Here is a 16,866-nt window from a genome sequence, read left to right on the forward strand (position 1 = left end):
GCAGCGGATCCTGACGAGAGGGAGCACGTGACCGAAGCGAAAGAGCAGCCCGCCGCGGACACGCTGGAGTTGGGCACGCTGTTCGCCGCGCTCGCCGACCCGCACCGCCGATCGATCGTTGGCGACCTGCTGGACGAACCCGCCGGCGCACGACGCAAGTGCTCGAGCTTCGGGATCGGCGTCGCGCGGTCGACCATGACCCACCACTTCAAGGTGCTGCGGGAGGCTGGGCTGATCTCCCAGTACGACTTCGGCAATCGCGCCGAGATCAGCCTGCGCCGCGCGGAGGTGGACGCCCGCTTCCCGGGACTGCTGGAGCTGGTGTCTGCCGACCGCGCTCGCTGAGCCACGCCGCATGAGCAGAGCGTCTGGATCGCGAAGCTGAGAGAAGCGCACCTCCGCTCACCGCCCACATCGTGCTCGGCCCCACCAGAGAACGAGAGTTTCTTCCGACCACCGCGCCAGATCAGCGCTGACTAGTGGGCAGCGCACCCGGCCCCTGTCCGATGCACGAGCCGCGCGGGAACTGGATCGTTTTCCGAGCCGCTCGATCTCCACCTCTGCGGATGGGTGCCGTGGGGCGCCCCCTCCCGGGGTCAGGGTTCGAGGACGATCTTGCCGCCGGGATGGCCGTCGTCGCTGATCCGGTGCGCTTCGGCTGCCTGGTCCAGCGGCAGGGTGTGCGCCACGCTGACCGTCACGTTTCCACGGGCGATGCCGTCGAGCACCGACGTGATGGCGGCGAGGTTGTGACCGCTTCCGTCGTCGGCGCTGAAACGCACCCCGAGGCCGTGGGCGGCCGGATCGGCGATCGTGATGATCCGCTCGGTGCCCCCACGCAACGCGATCGCGTCCGGCAGCGCTCCCTTGCCGGCGACGTCGAACACGGCGTCCACTCTCGGCGTGATGGAGCGAATCCGCTCGGCGAGGCCGGCGCCGTACTCGATGGCGTCCGCGCCGAGCGCGCGGACGCCATGAAGGTTGGCGGCACCGGCCGTCCCGATGACGTGCGCGCCGAGTTCGACCGCGAGTTGCGTGGCGATCGCGCCGACCGCGCCGCTCGCGCCGTTGATCAACAGCGTCTCCCCGGCGGTGACGGCCAGCTCGCCGAGGACACGCGACGCGGTGTCGGTGGCGATCGGAACCGCCACAGCCTGGCTGAAGGAGACGCCCTCGGGGATGCTCACGTAGTCGTCGCTGACGACGTACTCCGCATAGGAGCCGGTGCTGCCTGTGGCCCAGCCGACGACCCGATCGCCGACTTCGACACCGATCACGTCGTCGCCGAGCTGTCTGATGGTGCCGGCGAATTCCAGGCCGAGCACCGCAGGCAGTGGCGTGGGGAACACGGCGTTGAAGGCGCCGGAGCGGATCCGGCTGTCCATGGGGTTCACGCCGACGGCGTGAACGCGAACGAGCACCTGTCCTGCTCCGGGCCGCGGGGTGGGGGCCTCGGCGGCGTGCAGGACGTCGGGGCCACCGAATTCGGCGATGCTGACGGTCTTCATGATTCCTCTGGTTGTGCTTTGAGCCCCGACGCGACTGACGCAAGGGGAGGTGGTTCTGAGGCGGCGCGGTACGCGCTCAGCCGAAGAGTTCGGTGAGGCTGTCGGCGAGTTGGGTCGTCCAGGTGAGTTCCGTGGCTTCGCGGATGCCCTGCCAGTGCGCCTCCTTGCTGGGTCCGACGATCGGCGCGGTGACCACGGAATGGTTGACGAGCCACGCCTGCGCAAGCCCTGCAGAGCTGACCCCGTGCTCGACTGCGATCCGGTCGAACGCCCGAATCTTGCGCATCATGGCGGGGTCATCGAGCAGGACATCTGCGCGGGAGGCGACGCTGGCACGGCTACCGGGGGCGGGTCGCTCACCGTTGCTGTAGCGGCCGGCGAGCACGCCGTTGGCCACCGGTGAGTAGGGCGTGTAGGCCAGGCTTTCGGACCGCACCAGCGGCAGGACCTCTGCATCGTCGGCTCGTACGACCAACGAGTACTGGTTCTGCACCACCTCAGGGCGCGCAAGACCAAGCCGGTAGCAAGAACCGGCCGAACTGGTCTCGACGCCCAGCGGCAGTCGCGGCAACCCAAGTCATATGACCCTCTCCTCAATGCGAGTACGAAATCCGAACTGACTCACATCGCCACACTAACAGAGAGAGTTCGCTGAACGAACCGACCTCAGACGGCAGGGGACATACGCCGGTCAGAGGGCGCGTGCAGTCGACGCTCTGCCGAGCCGGCGTCATCGTGGGTGGTCACGGAGCGGCGTGCTCTCGCACGGGTCCGAGCGCGTGGGCGCGAGAGGGGTCGAGGCGTCGCGGCCTCAGCGCGCGGCGCCCACCACGGGGGTCGCGTGCCGCTCGCCCCACTTGCGCAGCTCGATGAGAACCGGGGCGATCTCCTCACCGGCATCGGTCAGGAAGTACTCGTCGCGAGGCGGGTGCTCGGAGTAGCGACGCCGCTCGACCAGCCCCGCCTCCTCCAGCTTCCGGAGACGGAGCGCGAGCGTCTCCCGCGGGGCGCCCGTGTTGACCTGAATGTCGTTGAAGCGGCGGCATCCGAACCCGAGTTCCCGCAGCACCAGGAGCGACCACCGCTCGCCCACGATGTGCAGCGCGTCCGCGATCGAGCACACCCGCGGCGCGCCCAGATTCGTCGGTTCGTTTCGCTGACTCACACGCCTACTGTACGCGCCCCCCGTCCGGACGATCCATCCTCAGCTAGGAAGCTAGATCGGAGTCCAGACCGGAGGCGGCCTCGCGAGGCAAAGGGAAAGGCCCGGAATCCGTTGGATTTCCGGGCCTTCTTTGTTGCGGGGACAGGATTTGAACCTGCGACCTCTGGGTTATGAGCCCAGCGAGCTACCGAGCTGCTCCACCCCGCGGCACCGACTCTCAGTCGAGAGTCATCCTTCGGAAAAGCTCTGATCAGGTTGAGTTTCCTCGATCGAGCTTCCTGCAATGTTCTTATCAGTGTAGCGGATCGCTCGGGGCACCTGGGCGGGGCTCGGGAAGACTTCGCGCCGAGTTTCCGCCGACCGATCAAGTCTGTCGAGCTGTCCGAACCCGATGTCCCTGCTACAGGCGGATGAGAACCCACGCCCACCCTCCAAACCCTAGTCCTCTACCCAGGTCGATCGGTCGGAAACCGCGGTCGAAGGTGGTTCCGGCGGGCGGCACCTGATGGTGGTATGGATCGTGCACGGCCAGCGCCGGGACATCAGGAGTTGCGAGCAGATGTTTCGCGCTCGGCGTGCGGGTTCTACCCCTGCGGATCGTCGTGCTGATCCTGACCTCCCCTTGTGGCTGCGACCGTGGTCTCCATCGCGGGGAGCATCGGCTTCATCGGGCTGGTCGGCCCCCACGTCGCGCGGCTGCTCGTCGGCGAGGAGCACCGCTTCTTCATCCCGGCTTCCCTTCTGACGGGCGCGATCGTCCTCTGCGGATCCTCGCTTGCCGGGAGGCTGCTCGTTCCCGGCGTCCTGCTTCCTGTCGGGATCGTCACCGCGGTCGTCGGTGTTCCCATCTTCCTCACTCTGATCCTGTCGCGCCGGAGCCCGGCATGGGCATGATCACCATGCACGTCGAGGGAGTGAGCGCCGCGTACGCCGGACGAGCCGCCGTCCGAGACGTGACGCTCCCGCCGCTGCGCAGCGGTGAGACTGTGGCGGTGATCGGTCCGGATGGCGCGGGCAAGTCGACCTTCCTGCGTCGGCTGGCCGGCTTCCAACGCGGCGCGGGCGACGTGGACGTCCGCGACGACGACAAGTCGGTGCCTCACGGCAACCGGATCCTGTATCTGCCGCAGGATCCCCCTCCTCGAAGTGGGGTCACCGTGTTCGACGTGCTCGAGGTCGCGGCGAGACTGCGACGAGGGACGGCACCCTGGATCGACGAGACCGGGATCGCACTCGTGCTCGCCGAGCTCGAGATCGAGATCGATCATCTCGCCGGACGTCGTCTGTCCGAGCTGTCCGGGGGGCAACGGCAACTCGTCGCTCTCGGGCAGGCCATCGTCCGGCGCCCCGATGTGCTGCTGCTCGACGAGCCGACAAGCAGCCTCGATCTGCGCAATCAGCTCGACGTCCTGCACACGATGGTCCGTACCGCGCGTGAGCAGCCCGCGATCGTCGTGGCGGTGGTCCACGATCTGGGGCTTGCCGCCCGGTTCGCCGACCGGGTCGTCACTCTGAGAGACGGACGGGTGCACTCGACCGGCACGCCGACGGAGGTGATCACGGCTGAGATGCTCGAGGAGGTCTACCGCGTCGAAGGGAGCGTGCACATCTCTGAGGATGGAGCTCTGAGCGTCGCCGTCGCTCGCAGTCTGCCTCGATCCACGGAGGACCTGCGCGGATGACCACCGACTACGACATCGCGGTGATCGGGCTCGGAGCCGTCGGGGCGATGGCGGCATGGCGTGCGGCTGCGGCCGGTGCGCGTGTGATCGGCTTCGAGCAGTTCCAGCCGGGCCACGCCCACGGCTCCTCGCACGGCGGCACTCGCATCTTCCGTCGCACGCTCTTCGAAGGCGTGGACTACGTACCCCTCATCGATGCATCCAAAGCGCTGTGGCTCGAGCTCGAGCGCGAAACGAGACGGACTCTCTTCACGCGAACAGGCGGTCTCGTGATCGGACCTCACGATGAAGAGGTGGTCAGGCTCGCCCTCGTCTCCGCGGAGGCGGGAGGCTTCGAACACGCGGTCCTCGACAGCGACGAACTCGCCTCTCGATACCCGCAGCATACGCCGACGCCAGGGCACGTCGCCGTATTCGAGCCAGGGGCCGGCGTTCTGGATCCGGAAGCGAGCATCCGCGCCGCCGTCGCCCTCGCTCGCGAACTGGGCGGCGCACTCATCTCCGGTGAGCGAGTCGCACGTGTCGACGGTTCCGGCGCCGACGCGGTGATCACGACGGCCCGGGGCGATACCGTGCGTGCACGACGGGCGATCGTCGCCTCAGGCGCATGGATCGGCGAGATGGTGCCGCAGCTTCGCCTTGCGCTGAGCATCCAGCGGTCGTCTCACGTCTGGTTCCGGGGAGCCGACATGTCGTCTTTCGGGGTGCAGCGCTTCCCGGTGTTCGTGCGGGAGGGCGGTGGTTTCGATTTGTGGGGGATCCCTGATGTCTCCGCATCCGGAGTCAAGATCGGTGCAGGCGCAAGCGCACCGAAACCAGCACTCGCCAGTCCCGGCGAGAACGTGCGCACCATCGACATGCGTGACACAGCCCCGGCTGAATCCGCTTGCTCGCAGGGCATTCGCGGTCTCGTCGCCCGAGCTATCCGGGCGTCCGCGTGCATGAACTCCCGGACCCCCGATGGCGACTTCATCTTGGGCGTGCATCCGGCAGCACCTGCGCTCGTGCTGGCGGGCGGCTTCTCAGGGCACGGGTTCAAGCACGCCACGGGAAGCGCGCAGCTCTGCGTCGATCTCGCGCTCGAAGGTGCCAGCCGCATCCCCAACGAGCGCTTCCACCCAACGAGATTCGACGGTTCGCTCGACGAGGACCTGAATGGTGGTAGCGTCCTGTGATCGCCGCGGCGGGCTGGATCCCGTCGCCGACGCCGACCAGGAAAGCTCAAGCGCTCTTGGGTCCCCGGCCCCGTGACATCGCGGCCCGCGCATCAGTCTCCGACGAGAAAAGGGATCGCGAGCTCAAGGACCGCATCCCGGGCGCCCAGGCTCCCCGCGTGATCGCGATCCCCGAGTCCGGCAAAGGATGCGCGGGGCATCCGGTCGGCGGCCTCGCGAGAGGCCGATGCGCGCGACTCGTCGCGATCGCCCGCAAGGAGCAGGGTCGGCGTCGTCATCTTCGTGAGGCGCGTCGGGGCCAGGCCGTTGTCGGAGTCGATCGCCAGCAACAGCGCCGACATCGCGGCGGGGTCGTTCCGTCGGAATGCGGCAGCAGTCTGCGCATCGAGTGCACCTCCTTGCGCTCGTGCCCAGCGACCGACGAACTCTGTCATCCCCCCGTGTTCGATCGCGGCGTGCCAGTCGGGGAAGAACACGTCGGCCGGACCCCCCGCCGTACTCCGGTAGGTGCCCGCCAGCGAGACGAACGACCGGATGCGGTCCGCGTGCCGATCGAGCAGGCCGAAGCCGACGCGCGCGCCCAGTGAGTATCCGAGATAGTGGGCCGAGGCGACGCCGAGCTGATCGAGGACCGCGACCGGATCGGAGGCGAGGCGATCGGCCCCGTAGCTCGTGGTATCTGCGGGCTTTCCGCTGCGGCCGTGACCACGCAGATCGATGGTGATGACCCGGAATCGGTCCGCGAGGGCGTCGACGTAGCCCGATCCTCGCCAGACGACCTGCGACAGGCCCGCCCCGTGCACCAGCAGGAGAGGCGCGCCGTGGCCGACGACATGGTAGGCGACGGGTACCCCATCCGGGGCGACTGCCACGCCTCGCTCTTGCTGCGCTCGACTCACGGCTACGAGACTACCGACGGACTAGTTGACTAGGGCAACAATCTCCTTATAGTTGATTCTGATCAACATCAGGCAGCGAGGACAGAGCATGACATCTGACGACGAATCGTCGCGGCAGCAGCACGCAGACCCGGGCACTGGGAGCGCGCCCCGCACGCGCAGCGCGCGGGAGGTGCTCACCGCGATCTCTGGCCTGATCGCCGGAATGTTCGTGGCGCTCATCTCGAGCACGGTGGTCTCCCCGTCCCTCCCCGTGATCGTGCACGACCTCGACGGCGATCAGTCGGCGTTCACCTGGATCGTGACAGTGAGCATGCTCGCGCTCATCCTGATCCAGAAGACACTCCACCTGCCCAAGCGCGCTCCGCGCCCGGTGAAGATCGACTACCTCGGTTCCACGCTCATCGCGGCCGGTGTCATCCTGCTGCTGCTGTGGGTCAGCCTCGCCGGCACCACCGATGCCGTCGCCGCGGGATCGAAGTTCTTCGAGTGGGTGTCCGTCGAGAGCGCGTGGATGGTCGGCGGCTCGCTCGTCGCTCTGGTGCTCGCCGTGATCGTCGAGCTGAAGGTCTCCGAGCCGATCATTCCCCTGCAGTTGTTCAAGGACCGCACCTTCACGCTCGCGGTGATCAGCTCGATCGCGATCGGGGTGGCGATGTTCGGCACGAGTATCTTCCTGAGCCAGTACATGCAGCTCGCCCGCGGCGCGAATCCGACCCAATCGGGCCTCATGACGCTGCCGATGATCATCGGGCAGATGGGCGGTGGCATCGTGGTGGGTCAGCTCATCAGCCGCTACGGCAAGTGGAAGGGGTACGTCGTGGCCGGCGGGATCCTCACCATCGCCGGTCTCGGCCTGATGGGCACGATCAGCTACGACACGAACTTCGCGCTCGTCTCGATCTACATGTTCCTGCTCGGCCTCGGCGTGGGCCTGGTGATGCAGAACGTCGTGCTCGCGGTGCAGAACTCTGTGGCAGCGAAGGACATGGGCGCCGCCAGCGCGGGAGTGACGTTCTTCCGCACCCTCGGCGGCACCCTCGGCGTCACGGCCCTCGGCGCTGTGCTCGCGCAGCGGATCCCCGATCTGCTGCGCGACGGACTCGCCAAGCTCACCCCGGAGCAGCTCGCCGCGAATGCGAACGAGCTGCAGGCGATGCAGAGCGGCACTCTTCCGTCGGTGTCGGAGATGGACCCCACGGATCCGATCCGCGTTGTCATCGAGAGCGCCTACGGGCAGGGGATCGCAGAGATGTTCCTGGTCGCCGTGCCACTCGCCGTGATCGCGCTCATCGCGATTGCGTTCCTCCCGAACAAGCAGCTGTCTCAGAAGACGGGCGCAGAACGTCTCGCCCAGGAGGCGGAGAGCGGTGCCATCAACCTCGCCGGGGCGATGACAGGCAACGACTCGCCGGAGGCAATCGAGGCGGAGTTCACGCTCACCGCGTCGATTCCCGTAGCCGAGCGCCCAGACGACACGACCCAGCACAGACTGAGAACGCAGGACTGACGGCCATGTCCGAGAGCGCCGCGGCGACATCCGTCGAGGGATCGCCGGAGGATGTGCTCGCCCCGGAGACCGAAGAGGCGATCGTGGAGCTGGAGCAGCAGTTCGCGCTCCTGTTCCAGCGCATCCGCAGTCGGTGGAAGGACGCCGCCCAGCAGGTGCATCCCGATCTGTCTCCGACTGGATACAAGGTGCTCTCAACCCTGGCGTGGGGCGGCGCGTCGACCGCGACGCAGCTGTCCGAACTGCTGGCCATCGACAAGAGCGTGCTGAGCCGTCAGCTCGTGTCCCTTCAACAGCTCGGCCTGATCGAACGGCATGCCGACGAGGACGACGGCCGTGTGCGAGTGCTCGCGGCCAGCGCTGCGGCGATCGCCGCGGTGAGCTCCCTGCGGCGATCGCGAGACGCCGAGCTGCGCCGGGAGCTCGCATCTTGGCCGCACGAGGACGTCTCGCGGCTCGCCCAGCTGCTCAAACGGCTCGCGACGCTCGCCTGAGTCGGCCCCGCTCGGGCGCCGGCGTGCGCGACCTGGCGACCTCCGTCTCAGGTGCCTCGCACGGCGCCTTCACCCAGGTCATCTGAGGCGAGAGACGAGACGCGTCACTCCGGAGAACCGGCAGTTCAGTCATCGACAGTAATACCGAATCGCTCGGCGAAGAGCGGCGTCAGCTCCCCCACCTGCATGCCGGTCATCGTGGTGCCGCGCAGGTCATCCAGACCCGCGAGGGATCGCAGCTCGGCCCCGCGGAGGTCGACATGTGCGAGCTTGGCGCGGCTCGTGTCGAGGGTCGAGACGCTGCTGGACACGAACGCGAGGCGCGACACGCGCGCCCCACCGAGGTCGAGTTCGTCGATGGTGCAGTTCGTGAAGAGCACATCGGTCAGCTCTGCGCCGCGCAGATTGATGTACCCCAGCTTGCTGTTGCTGATGTGCACCGCGTGCAGGTCGGCGTTGTAGAGCTCGGCCGAGCCGATCCGCGAGTGATCGATCGAGACCTCCTGCCACCGAGATCGCGGAGCCGTGAGGATCGGCGCGTTGAGCCGATCGATCGTCGTATCGGCGAACTCCGCCGACGTAAGCCCTACTTCGTGCGCAGCCACATCGGACAGCGCGCAGTCGACGAACGACGCGCCACGAAGATCCCACCCGCTGACGTCGATACCGACGTAGCGCAGCGCCTCGAACCGGCCGTGCGCGACGAGACGATCGCTGTCGCCATCCTTGTAGTCGATCACCCTGATGGGGTCGATACGGGGCGGGTGAGTCGTCGTTCTCCTGGCCATACATCCTCTGCAGTTCGTTGCGGTTGATTCCATGCGCTTCCCGCGCCCTGGGCACTGTTAGCTCGCGGCCTCGCGGACTCGCTTCAGCGCGGTCGCCCAAGATACGAGTTCGTCGAGCGTGTCGTTGACCAGCGGTTCGAAGAACGGCCGAGGAGAGAACTCCACATAGTCCTTGAAGTCGTCGGCCAGGGTGAGACCGGGGCTGGTGCGCACGGTCGCCATGCTCAGTTCGGCGGCGATCAGACGCAGATTCTCGACGGCGCGGACACCGCCCGTGGACCCGTAGCTCACGAAGCCCGCGGCCTTGTCCGCCCATTCATGGAAGAGATAGTCGATCGCGTTCGTCAGCGCCGGCGGTGCAGCGTGGTTGTATTCGGGGGTCACGAACAGGTAGCCGTCGAACGGCGAGATGACGGCTGACCATGCCTTCGTGTGCTCGTTTGCGTACGTTCCGAACGACGGCGGCAGAGGCTCGTCCAATAACGGCAGCCCCTGCTCGGCGATATCGATGAGCGCGTACTCTGCGTCGGAGCGCGACGACGCGATCGCATGCGCCCACTCAGCGACGGCGCGGGACTGCCGGTTCGGCCCGGTGCTGCCTGTGATGATCGCGATCGTCGGCATGCGACCCCCTCTCAAACGATGCGGCGCGGTCAGAAGTAGACACGTGTCTAGATACATGTCTATCACTATTCACATCATCTGGCGCCCGTCGACACGGAGATAGGCACGCAGGCTATGCCGTTTCTCAGGGGGCGGATCGCGTCGGCTGCCGCCGAAGCAGTGACCACCATTCCTCGACGAGTGCGTCGATCAGAGTGGAGCGGTCGAAGGGGAGCGCATCCCGGTTATGGAAGAAGCAGGCGCGATCGAGCTGCATGAACAGCAACCCCACTCGCGCTCGCACCACCTCGACGTCGTGTCCCTGCCAGCGGTTCGACAAGTTGGGCAGCGCGTGTACCGCGTGCTGGTTCATCGCGATCCACGTGGGTGTCGAGGCCGCATCGAGCGTGAGGACCTGCTCAGACACCTCGACGGCGTCCGCCGACGCCTGCCAGAAGGACACTGCGTCGTCGACCCACTGCCGGAGAGCGTCCCGTTCGGGGACGCCGCACAGTGCGTCGAGCCGGGCGAGAAGCTCGTCCATGGAGGGGCGCACGTCGTACCGAAGAGCCGCGGACAGCGCCTCGAGCTTGTTCCGGAAGTGGAGGTAGTAGGTCGCCCGGCTCACGCCCGCACGCGTCGCGATCGCGTCGACGGAGAGAGCGTCGTAGCCGACCTCCAGGGCCTCCGCGCGCGCCGCGAGCGCGATCCTCCGGCGAGTGCGGTCTCGGGCCGACTCGCGACGTGGCTGTGGCATGGTGACGCTCGGCCTCTCGTTCCGCGTCGCTGTCCACCGACCCTGTGCACGCCGCCGCGACGGCGACGGCGACGGCGACGGCGACCAGCGCGAGTCTACCGACTCGCGTCCACGGCCTCCGCGAAACGCGGCAGGGTTTCATCACCTGTGAGTCTCGTCACACGTCGGATCGCGGTGCCGCTTCGGCGAGCATCGCGGGGATGCCGTCCACGCGGCGCAGGCCGCCGACCGCCCAGAAGTCCTGCCAGACGCGCTCGATGATGCGCCAGCCGCCGGGGCGCCGCACGAGGCTGTCGATGTACGCGCCGTGCACCTGGAACAGCACGGGCGTGCCGTCCGCGCCGTCGAGCCCGGTGGGGTGGATCGTCTTCGACTTGACGTTCGCCCGCTCGCCGTCGGGGTCGAAGTCGATCCGGACGTCGACACAGATGTGGAAGACGTAGGGGAACAGCCGGCCCGTGATGAAGTCGCCTTCGCGCGCCTCCGCCCACGTCGTGCGCTCGCCGCCCGATGCCGTCCAGTCGAACACCGTGTCGGGTTCGAAGACGCCCTCCAGCACGCGGAGCTCGCGGTCATCGACGGCGTGTACGTAGCGGGCGTAGATGTCCTGGATCTCGAGGCGGTCCGAGATCTCCTGCAGCGACAGCATCGATGATCCTTTCAGAGGACGGCGAGGCCGCCGTCGACGCTCAGAAGTGTGCCCACGATGTATGCCGCGGCGTCGGATGCGAGGAACAGGATCGCCTGAGCGACCTCGTCCGGGGATCCGATGCGACCGATCGGCGCCGTGGATTCCAGGGACGACCGGATGCCGGGATCAGCGATGACCGGCGTGAGCATCGGCGTCTCGATGAAGCCGGGGGCGACGGCGTTGACCCGGATCCCCGACGCGATCAGGTCGAGCGCCGCCGCCTTCGTCAGGCCGGCGACGCCGTGCTTGCTCGCGATGTAGGCGGGCATGCCCGGGGCGGCGACGAGAGACTGGATCGAGGCGGTGTTCACGATCGCGGTACCGCCGGCGGCCCGCAGCGCCGGTACTTCGGCGCGCATGCACAGGAAGGTGCCGGTGAGGTTGGTGTCGATCAACTGACGCCAGTCGTCGACGTCGATGTCCTCGAAGGCGCCCCCGATCGCCGACGGGATGCCGGCGTTGTTCACCGCGATGTGCAGCCCACCGTACGCGTCGACAGCTGCCGTGACCATGTCGCCGACAGAATCCGGATCGGTGACGTCGACCGTGGCCGCTGTCGCCTCGCCGCCGTGATCGCGGATCCCCTCGGACGCTGCGAAAACGCGCTCCCGATCGCGGTCCGCCAGCACGACGCTGGCCCCCTCGCCCGCGAAAGCCCGCGCGGTCGCCAGTCCGATGCCTCCGGCGGCGCCGGTGACCAGGACCACGCGCCCGTCGAAACGGCTCCTGCGCGACCTCTCGCTCATGCCGCGGCCAGGTAGAGGTCGGTGATCGCCTCGGGGGTCGCGCGCAGTGAAGCCGCGTCCTGCTCGAGTGCGACGCGACCGCGTGCGAGCACGACCGCCCGGTCCACCATCGCGAGCGCCACGGGCACGTGCTGCTCGACGATGAGCACGGTCGCCCCCTCGTCCGCCGCGGCGCGCAGCGCCGACAGGAGACGCCGCACGATCAGCGGTGCGAGCCCGAGCGAGAGCTCGTCGGCGAGCACGACCTTCGGACGCGACGCGAGGATCCGCGCCACCGCGAGCATCTGCTGCTGTCCGCCGGAGAGCAGACCCGCGCGCCGGTCGAGGTGGTCGCGCAGCTCGGGGAAGTGCGCGAGGGCGTCGTCCACGCGTCCCTGCCCCAGCCGCAGGTTGTCGCGCACCGTCAGCGGCGCGAAGATGCCGCGGTCGTCGGTGAGCAGTGCGAGTCCCACGCGGGCCGCCTTGTAGAGCGAACCCGGATGCGGCGCGCCGCCCAGCATGATGGAACCCGCGAGCGGCCGTTGCACCCCGGCCAGCGTCATCAGTGAGGTGGTCTTGCCGGTGCCGTTGGCGCCGAACAGCCCGACCATCTCCCCCGCACGCAGCTCGAGATCCAGTCCACGCACAATCGGCTGCCCGTGATACCCCGCGTCCAGTCCTGTCGCGCGCAACAGCACCTCGTCACTCGCTACCGTCATGCCGATCGTCCTTCCTGCACCAGTTCCGCGCCGTCTTTCGTGTCCGCGGAGTCGTCATCGTTAGCCCCGAGGTAGGCCGCGATCACTGCGGGATCGTTGCGCACCTCCTGCGGCGTGCCGCGGGCGATGATGCGCCCGAAGTCCATCGCCACGATCGTGTCGGAGACGCCCATGACGAGCTCGACATCGTGTTCGATGATGAGCACCGCGATTCCCCAGTCCTTCGCCAGCGATCGCACGAGCTGCCGCAACTCGCCGCGTTCTTCCGAGCCCAATCCCGCCGCGGGCTCGTCGAGCAGCAGCACACGCGGGCGGGATGCCAGAGCCCGCGCGATCGCGAGCAGGCGCCGCTCCCCGTAGGAGAGGTCTCCCGGGGCGTCGCGCAACCGGGGTTCGAGGCCGAATGTCTTCACCGCGGCGCGGGCGGCCGCCGTCAGACGCGGCCTGCCCGGCAGGATGCCGGCGATCGCCGTCTCGTACCAGCGGTTGCGCTCGGACGCGACCAGCAGGTTGTCGAGCACCGACAGGTCCTCGAACAGCTCCAGCGCCTGGAACGAGCGGCCGACTCCAGCGCGCGCACGCGCGGCCGGCGTCAGCGTCTTCAGTTCGCGGTCGTCGAGCAGGATCTCGCACGACTCGGGGCGGTTGTATCCGGTGATCGCGTCGACGAGCGTCGTCTTGCCCGCCCCGTTCGGCCCGATCACCCCGAGCACCTCGCCCGCCTTGACGTCCACATCGACGTCGTGCAGCACGCGGTTGCCGCCAAAAGCGACGTTCAACCTGCGCACCCGCAGGGTCGCGGGCTCCACGCGATCCGCGGCGACCTCGCCCAGATCGATCGGCGACGCCGGTCGCTCGAACCGACGGATGCGCCGCCATATCCGCGAGAAGTCGCGCTGCAGGTTGGCGGCGATGCCGCTGGGCGCGGTGACCACCGTCACCAGCAGCAGCAGGCCGCCGATGAGGTTGAACCAGCTGCCCTGGGTGATGAAGCTCATCACCTGATGCACCACTGCGCCCGGCTCCATGGCGGTGCCGGCGATGGCTCCGCCGACGTAGCCGACGCCGCCCACGGTGCTCTGTGCGATCGCGGTGATCGAGTACGACGGATCGAAGCGTCCGCCGGGGTTGCCGAGCGCGACCACCAGATTCGTGAAGGCGATCAGCACGCCGCCGATGCCGGCGATCATGCCCGACACCACGAAGGCGTAGAGCTTCGTGCGGGGCACGCTGATGCCGATCGACGCGGCCGCCCGCTCGTTTCCGCGCACCGCAACGAGGCGCCGTCCGACGGCAGAACGCCGCAGGTTCAGCACCGCGAGCGCGGTCAGCACGAACACGATGATGGTGAAGACCGCGTAGCGCCGCGGGAAGAAGATCGCACTGATGTCGAGCCCGAAGATCGTCGGGTTGCCGACGTTCAGGCCGGAGATCCCGTTGGTGATCGCGCCGTTGTCGAACACCAGCGCCTGCAGGGCCACGGCCAGACCGAGCGTGACGACTGCGAGCGCCGTACCGCGGGTCCGCACGGCGGGCAGGCCGACCAGCACACCGACGGGGGCCGTGGCGAGCACGCCGACGATCGCAGCAGGCAGGAACGACCAGCCGAGGCTCGCCACGAGCTGCGCTGACACGAGGGCGGCGACGCCCGCGAGCCCGAAGGACGCGAGCGACAGCTGGCCCGCGTAGCCGGTGACCACCACGAGGGAGAGCAGCACGATGGCGGCGACGAGTCCGGTCGTGACCGCGGCGACCCAGGCCTCGGGGAGCACCCAGATCACCAGGATCAGCGTGATGCCGGTCGCGATGCCCACGGGCCACCAGGGGATCCGTCCGGAGCCGATCTGGGGCAGGGTGTCGGCGGATTCGCCGCGCTGGGGCAGCGAGCTGCCGCGCACGGCGAGCAGGATCACGATCACGAGGAACGGCACGGCCTCGGTCAGCCCGGGGATCGTGGCGAAGCGCGAGATCTGCGCCTGCGCGATGCCGATCAGCACGCCGCCGAGCAGGGTGAGCCAGAAGGCGTTGAGGTTGCCCAGCAGCGCGGCCGAGAGGATCGGAACGATCAGCATCAGCGACAGTGTCGGGCTGAGCGAGGTGATCGGCGCGAGCAGGACGCCGGCGAGGGCGGCGAGGCCTCCCGCGATGACCCAGTTCAGCAGGCTGACCCGACGCGGCTCCCACTTGCCGAGTGCCGCGAGCGTGCGCTCGTTGACCGACAGTGCCGTGGATGCGATGCCGAACGAGGTGAAGCGGTAGACGGCCCAGAGCACGGCCGTCATCACGATGCCGGTGACGAGGATGAGGAGCCGGTCGAGGCCGACGGGGATCCCCGCGATCTGGACGAGCGACGTCGGCAGCAGCGACGGCACGATGATCGGGTTGTGACCGTAGCGAATATTCAGAATCGACTGCAGCGTCAGCAGCACGCCGATGGTCGCCATCGCCTTCGTCAATGCGCTCGCGGCGCGGAGCGGCCGCATGACGAGCAAGTCGACGAGAGCGCCGATGGCGATGCCGACGACGAGAGCCAGGAGCAGCGCGAGGGGAGTCGGCAGGATCGCGAGGAACTCCTTGTAGGCGTAGGCCGCAGTCAGCGCGATGGCCGCGTGCGAGAAGTTGATCACCCGCGACGCGCGGAAGATCACGTTCACGCCCAGGCCCAGGAGCGCCAGGATCGCGCCGGCCGCCGCGCCGGTGATGGTGAAGCGGAGGATGTCGATCAACTTGGAACTCGCTTTCGAGAGATTGTCCGGGGAGGGGCGTTCCCGCCCCTCCCCGGTGCGCCGTCATCGGCCTAGAAGGTGCCGGCGAGCTCGAGCGGATCGCCGTTGGGCACGTAGACGCCGTTCTCGGCGACGTAGGGCTGGTACACACTGCCGACCGCGCGCGGAATCGGCGGGAAGAACCCGGCGTCAGCGGCGAAGTCGGTCGGAGCGAACAGGCCGGTGTCGATCGTCGTGCCCGGGGTGTTGAGCAGCTCGAGCAGCGCCGCACCGGTGATGTCGCCGTCCAGCGCTTCCGCAGCCTGGGCGAAGATGAGCACGGCGGCGTACGCGTTCACCGCGGTCTCGTCGATGACCACATCCGGATCCACAGCCTTCATGTCCTCGACGGCCTGGGTGATCGCCTCGCCCCCGGTGGACGGGAACTCGAACGGCGAGAGCACTTGGATGCCGTCCGCCGCCTCGCCGAACTGCGCGAGCGACGACTCTGGGAAGGCGATCGTGCTGAGGGCGACGTGGATGAAGTCCTCACCGGTCTGGTCGAGGGCCGTGATGAGCGCGGCCGAGTCCTGCGGCCCGCCGCCGTAGATCACGCAGTTCGTCTGGTCGGCGATGCGCGCCGCGACGCTCGAGAAGTCGGTGGTGTTCGCCGGATAGGGCACGTAGCCCGTAGGCAGCCCGATGGCTTCGGCGGACGGGACGCCGAACGAGTCGTATGCCGCCTGCGCGGTGGCTGACTCGTTCGCGGCGATCACGAAGCTCTCGCATCCCTGCTGCTGCAGAGAGACGGCGCCCGCAAAGTTCGGCCCGCCCGCCGTCATGACGGGGAACGAGATCTCACTGGTCGATTCCAACTCGCTGATCGCGGCGTTCCCGATGTAGGGAATGTCAGCGGCCTCGAGCAGCGGGACGATGGAGTCGCCAAACAGGGTGAACGCGCCGACGACCGCGGCGACATCCTCTTGCGCGGCCTGACGTCCGCAAGCGGTGGCGCCGTTGGCGCTCATCTCGTCGTCGCACGAGACCAACTCGATCGGGGTCTTCCCGCCGATGCCGCCCTCGTCGTTGATCCGCTGTACTGCCGCCTCGGCGGCGGTCTTGATCTGGGCGAGGGGGAAGGGGGGCTGCGTGAACGATCCGAACACCATGATCTTCACGCTCTCGCCGTCGGCGCCCGCGGCGCCCTCCCCCCCGCCGCCGGTTTCGGCGCAGCCGCTGAGGGCTACCACGGCGGCTGCCGCCAGAGCCGCCGGTGCGTACCACTTCCTGCTCACAAGAGCCTCCTTGCTCGTTGGTGCATTTCACAGCGGCCACATCACCGCTTGCTGGGTGTCACAGACCTTACATGTAACTGTCAGACAGCACAATCGCTGACAATGCCACTGCTGTCGTGACGCTCCGACCCGGTCTTCGCGGTCGTCCTG

Annotated in this window: 18 protein-coding genes and 1 tRNA gene; 6 read left to right on the plus strand and 13 right to left on the minus strand. The window is 68.1% G+C overall.

Features of this window, described 5'->3' with window-relative positions; genetic code table 11:
• Nucleotides 1-27: 27 nt before the first annotated feature.
• Nucleotides 28-345: an ArsR/SmtB family transcription factor gene (locus AAD528_RS04360; RefSeq protein WP_345750832.1), complete on the plus strand. Its 318-nt coding sequence runs from the start codon at nt 28-30 to the stop codon at nt 343-345.
• A gap of 251 nt (nt 346-596) precedes the next feature.
• Here AAD528_RS04360 and AAD528_RS04365 read toward each other — a convergent pair whose 3' ends face one another.
• From AAD528_RS04365 to AAD528_RS04380, 4 genes are all read right to left on the minus strand, one after another.
• Complete coding sequence (locus tag AAD528_RS04365) at nt 597-1,508, minus strand: NADP-dependent oxidoreductase (protein WP_345750833.1); 912 nt, start codon at nt 1,506-1,508, stop codon at nt 597-599.
• A 76-nt stretch (nt 1,509-1,584) separates the two neighbouring features.
• On the minus strand, nt 1,585-2,079 hold the full coding sequence (locus AAD528_RS04370; protein WP_345750834.1) for an aldo/keto reductase: 495 nt from the start codon (nt 2,077-2,079) through the stop codon (nt 1,585-1,587).
• A 240-nt stretch (nt 2,080-2,319) separates the two neighbouring features.
• Complete coding sequence (locus AAD528_RS04375; protein ID WP_345750835.1) at nt 2,320-2,673, minus strand: winged helix-turn-helix transcriptional regulator; 354 nt, start codon at nt 2,671-2,673, stop codon at nt 2,320-2,322.
• Nucleotides 2,674-2,806: 133 nt separating this feature from the next.
• Nucleotides 2,807-2,880: transfer RNA gene (locus AAD528_RS04380), tRNA-Met, on the minus strand.
• 429 nt (nt 2,881-3,309) lie between these two features.
• Between AAD528_RS04380 and AAD528_RS04385 the strand changes: the two genes are divergently transcribed.
• The 3 genes from AAD528_RS04385 to solA are packed head-to-tail and all read left to right on the plus strand — an operon-like array spanning nt 3,310 to nt 5,530.
• Nucleotides 3,310-3,567, plus strand: a complete 258-nt coding sequence (locus AAD528_RS04385; protein WP_375339585.1) for an iron chelate uptake ABC transporter family permease subunit — start codon at nt 3,310-3,312, stop codon at nt 3,565-3,567.
• Nucleotides 3,558-4,355 carry an ABC transporter ATP-binding protein gene (locus tag AAD528_RS04390; protein ID WP_345750837.1) on the plus strand — a complete coding sequence of 266 codons (798 nt, stop codon included), beginning with the start codon at nt 3,558-3,560 and terminating at the stop codon, nt 4,353-4,355. Before AAD528_RS04385 ends, AAD528_RS04390 begins: the two co-directional genes overlap by 10 nt.
• The gene (solA, locus tag AAD528_RS04395) at nt 4,352-5,530 is read left to right on the plus strand and encodes an N-methyl-L-tryptophan oxidase (RefSeq protein WP_345750838.1); all 1,179 of its coding nucleotides are present in this window, start codon (nt 4,352-4,354) and stop codon (nt 5,528-5,530) included. The genes AAD528_RS04390 and solA overlap by 4 nt, the downstream gene beginning before the upstream one ends.
• A 92-nt stretch (nt 5,531-5,622) precedes the next feature.
• Here solA and AAD528_RS04400 read toward each other — a convergent pair whose 3' ends face one another.
• Complete coding sequence (locus AAD528_RS04400; RefSeq protein WP_345750839.1) at nt 5,623-6,402, minus strand: alpha/beta fold hydrolase; 780 nt, start codon at nt 6,400-6,402, stop codon at nt 5,623-5,625.
• Between the two features lie 115 nt (nt 6,403-6,517).
• Here AAD528_RS04400 and AAD528_RS04405 point away from each other — a divergent pair, with 115 nt between their 5' ends.
• Together AAD528_RS04405 and AAD528_RS04410 are read left to right on the plus strand one after the other, a co-directional pair.
• Entirely contained in the window at nt 6,518-7,939 is a 1,422-nt protein-coding gene (locus tag AAD528_RS04405; RefSeq protein ID WP_345750840.1) for an MFS transporter, read from the plus strand.
• A 5-nt stretch (nt 7,940-7,944) separates the two neighbouring features.
• Entirely contained in the window at nt 7,945-8,433 is a 489-nt protein-coding gene (locus AAD528_RS04410; RefSeq protein ID WP_345750841.1) for a MarR family winged helix-turn-helix transcriptional regulator, read from the plus strand.
• 125 nt (nt 8,434-8,558) lie between these two features.
• On the opposite strand, the gene AAD528_RS04415 is transcribed toward AAD528_RS04410, so the two are convergent.
• The 8 genes from AAD528_RS04415 to AAD528_RS04450 form a co-directional block, all read right to left on the minus strand.
• The gene (locus AAD528_RS04415) at nt 8,559-9,173 is read right to left on the minus strand and encodes a pentapeptide repeat-containing protein (protein ID WP_345750842.1); all 615 of its coding nucleotides are present in this window, start codon (nt 9,171-9,173) and stop codon (nt 8,559-8,561) included.
• A 105-nt stretch (nt 9,174-9,278) separates the two neighbouring features.
• Nucleotides 9,279-9,845 carry an NADPH-dependent FMN reductase gene (locus AAD528_RS04420; protein ID WP_345750843.1) on the minus strand — a complete coding sequence of 189 codons (567 nt, stop codon included), beginning with the start codon at nt 9,843-9,845 and terminating at the stop codon, nt 9,279-9,281.
• A 124-nt stretch (nt 9,846-9,969) separates the two neighbouring features.
• On the minus strand, nt 9,970-10,581 hold the full coding sequence (locus tag AAD528_RS04425; RefSeq protein ID WP_345750844.1) for a TetR/AcrR family transcriptional regulator: 612 nt from the start codon (nt 10,579-10,581) through the stop codon (nt 9,970-9,972).
• 157 nt (nt 10,582-10,738) lie between these two features.
• The gene (locus AAD528_RS04430) at nt 10,739-11,230 is read right to left on the minus strand and encodes a nuclear transport factor 2 family protein (protein ID WP_345750845.1); all 492 of its coding nucleotides are present in this window, start codon (nt 11,228-11,230) and stop codon (nt 10,739-10,741) included.
• 11 nt (nt 11,231-11,241) lie between these two features.
• Complete coding sequence (locus AAD528_RS04435) at nt 11,242-12,018, minus strand: SDR family NAD(P)-dependent oxidoreductase (protein WP_345750846.1); 777 nt, start codon at nt 12,016-12,018, stop codon at nt 11,242-11,244.
• The gene (locus AAD528_RS04440) at nt 12,015-12,716 is read right to left on the minus strand and encodes an ABC transporter ATP-binding protein (RefSeq protein ID WP_345750847.1); all 702 of its coding nucleotides are present in this window, start codon (nt 12,714-12,716) and stop codon (nt 12,015-12,017) included. Before AAD528_RS04440 ends, AAD528_RS04435 begins: the two co-directional genes overlap by 4 nt.
• On the minus strand, nt 12,713-15,442 hold the full coding sequence (locus AAD528_RS04445; protein WP_345750848.1) for an ABC transporter permease subunit: 2,730 nt from the start codon (nt 15,440-15,442) through the stop codon (nt 12,713-12,715). Before AAD528_RS04445 ends, AAD528_RS04440 begins: the two co-directional genes overlap by 4 nt.
• 71 nt (nt 15,443-15,513) lie before the next feature.
• Nucleotides 15,514-16,716 carry an ABC transporter substrate-binding protein gene (locus AAD528_RS04450; protein ID WP_345750849.1) on the minus strand — a complete coding sequence of 401 codons (1,203 nt, stop codon included), beginning with the start codon at nt 16,714-16,716 and terminating at the stop codon, nt 15,514-15,516.
• Nucleotides 16,717-16,866 lie beyond the last annotated feature (150 nt).

The organism is Microbacterium rhizophilum (assembly GCF_039605615.1).
Taxonomy (GTDB): domain Bacteria; phylum Actinomycetota; class Actinomycetes; order Actinomycetales; family Microbacteriaceae; genus Microbacterium; species Microbacterium rhizophilus.

Coding starts and splice junctions, on each gene's coding strand:
- AAD528_RS04435 (WP_345750846.1), bottom strand. CDS start 12,018: ATGAGCGAGAGGTCGCGCAGGAGCCGTTTCGACGGGCGCGTGGTCCTG.
- AAD528_RS04440 (WP_345750847.1), bottom strand. CDS start 12,716: ATGACGGTAGCGAGTGACGAGGTGCTGTTGCGCGCGACAGGACTGGAC.
- AAD528_RS04405 (WP_345750840.1), top strand. CDS start 6,518: ATGACATCTGACGACGAATCGTCGCGGCAGCAGCACGCAGACCCGGGC.
- AAD528_RS04425 (WP_345750844.1), bottom strand. CDS start 10,581: ATGCCACAGCCACGTCGCGAGTCGGCCCGAGACCGCACTCGCCGGAGG.
- AAD528_RS04390 (WP_345750837.1), top strand. CDS start 3,558: ATGGGCATGATCACCATGCACGTCGAGGGAGTGAGCGCCGCGTACGCC.
- solA (WP_345750838.1), top strand. CDS start 4,352: ATGACCACCGACTACGACATCGCGGTGATCGGGCTCGGAGCCGTCGGG.
- AAD528_RS04365 (WP_345750833.1), bottom strand. CDS start 1,508: ATGAAGACCGTCAGCATCGCCGAATTCGGTGGCCCCGACGTCCTGCAC.
- AAD528_RS04420 (WP_345750843.1), bottom strand. CDS start 9,845: ATGCCGACGATCGCGATCATCACAGGCAGCACCGGGCCGAACCGGCAG.
- AAD528_RS04430 (WP_345750845.1), bottom strand. CDS start 11,230: ATGCTGTCGCTGCAGGAGATCTCGGACCGCCTCGAGATCCAGGACATC.
- AAD528_RS04410 (WP_345750841.1), top strand. CDS start 7,945: ATGTCCGAGAGCGCCGCGGCGACATCCGTCGAGGGATCGCCGGAGGAT.